Annotated in this window: 2 protein-coding genes; one reads left to right on the forward strand and one right to left on the reverse strand. The window is 44.5% G+C overall.

The genetic code is table 11. The annotated features are described in order from the left end of the window. Nucleotides 1–851: FecR family protein (locus tag VN105_RS28260; RefSeq protein WP_325646586.1), on the reverse strand; the 851-nt coding region annotated here is incomplete at its 3' end. Between the two features lie 216 nt (nt 852–1067). On the opposite strand from VN105_RS28260, the gene VN105_RS28265 reads away from it, so the two are divergent. After that, nucleotides 1068–1673, forward strand: a complete 606-nt coding sequence (locus tag VN105_RS28265) for an RNA polymerase sigma factor (RefSeq protein ID WP_325646588.1) — start codon at nt 1068–1070, stop codon at nt 1671–1673. Nucleotides 1674–1813 lie beyond the last annotated feature (140 nt).

A 1813-nucleotide genomic window follows, 5' to 3' on the forward strand; every position in this document is an offset into this window, starting at 1 on the left:
AGCGAAGCAGTTTTTTCAGGGATTACCCTGGCAATACCTTCAGCCACCGTGGTTTTTATATCCGCGTCGTCTGCATAGGCACTGATATTGAATTCCGTACCGATATCTTCCACTACCTGTCCCCGGGTCACTACCCTGAAAGGCTGTTTTGCATTATGTTTTACACTAAAATAGGCTTCGCCCTCCAGCTGGATCTTTCTTTCACTGAGCTGGGCGAAGCTGGCCGGGAACCTGATCAGGGATGCGGCGTTAAGGGTAACCGAACTGCCATCCGGCAATACTACTTTATACTGCTGGCCATTAGCCGTAGATAACGTGTTATATGCCACCTCCCGGTTATCCGTTTGAGATGCACCAGGCATTGGCTCATATACTAATTGCCCACCCGCAGTTTTTGTAATCGTTACCCCGGCTTGTTTAGCAATATTGCCATTGCCGGCATCCGATAAAATGATCTTCTCGCCGTTAGCCAGGATCAATGTTGCTGCATTTTTTCCGGGACCAATATCATGTACCGTATTATAGGACTTGTATAAGACAACAGAAACGATAACCAGTATAGCTGCGGCAGCAGCAGACGCACTTCGCCAGTTCCTCCGCCAGAAGGAGGGCTTTGCCGTGTGATGATCCATAAAAACGCTGACATGCTCGTATACCCTGTTTAAACGGTTGCTTATATCGGGCACTAAAGATTCCGGCGCCTGTGTTGCCTGGAGCTCCTGTATAATCAGCTCTTTCAAAACGGATTCATTGTCTGCTAACCGGAAATGATCCAATAGCATTTCCTTCTCCTGCGGGGTGCATTTCCCATCCAGGTATTTCTTGAAAAGTTGGTTGATCAATGGTGCCATTTCCCGAAAATTAAAGACTAATACACCGCCAAATGAAATTATAATGAGCCTGTACGCATATTAATTTGAATGATGTAAGTAATTTGCTGATAATCAGATGAATGAATTATTGTTGCTTGTTATTATATGGCTTAGCAGCAGTTTATTTATCACATTTCCAGGATAGCATCTGAATCGGAAATTTTGTAGGTTTGTAGTTTAACGTCAAATATTTTCTTGAGAATACTGGAAGATGGATATCAAAAGGAGCTGTTGATTCGCCTGAGTAAGGGGGATAGGGAAGCGTTTCATGCCATTTATCAGTCTTACAGTAAGGCTATGTATCTCCGGATGATGAACATGGTCAGAGATGCAGATGTTGTTGAAGATCTGCTGCAGGATCTGTTTATTAAACTCTGGATCAAACGCGAAACGCTGGATACGGAAAAATCCTTTCAATCCTATATGTATACCGTAGCCCAAAACCTGGTCTACAATTATTTCAGGAAAATATCGAATGAACAGGCGTTGATCAGGTCGTTAATTGTTACAGGCGCTGATCATTGGCTCAACGGATCAGAATTGCTGGAAAACAAGCAGGCAAGAGAAATGCTGCAAATGGCTATCAACCAGCTGACCGCGCAGAGAAAGCAGGCCTTCAACCTGGTTAAAATTGATGGCAAAACCTATGAAGAAGCAGGAGAGATCATGGGTATATCGCGGGCTACTGTGAACACGCATATGACCAAAGCACTACAATCCATTAAGGAATACTTACTGAAGAACCAGGACCTGGCATTCCTGGTCATGAGTATTTACGCCGCCGCAAACCGGGTTATCTGATGCAAAATGAGAGAGGCTATTTCCCGGAAAAAGGAACAGGATTCCATTAAAGCTCCCGGTCATTTCAAAACAGCTGCTGTTACCAGGCTGGCAGGCAGCGGCGGATTTCAATAGCATTTGAGATAGAAAAGGCGGCCAAT

Source organism: Chitinophaga sp. (genome assembly GCF_035564935.1).
GTDB lineage: Bacteria > Bacteroidota > Bacteroidia > Chitinophagales > Chitinophagaceae > Chitinophaga.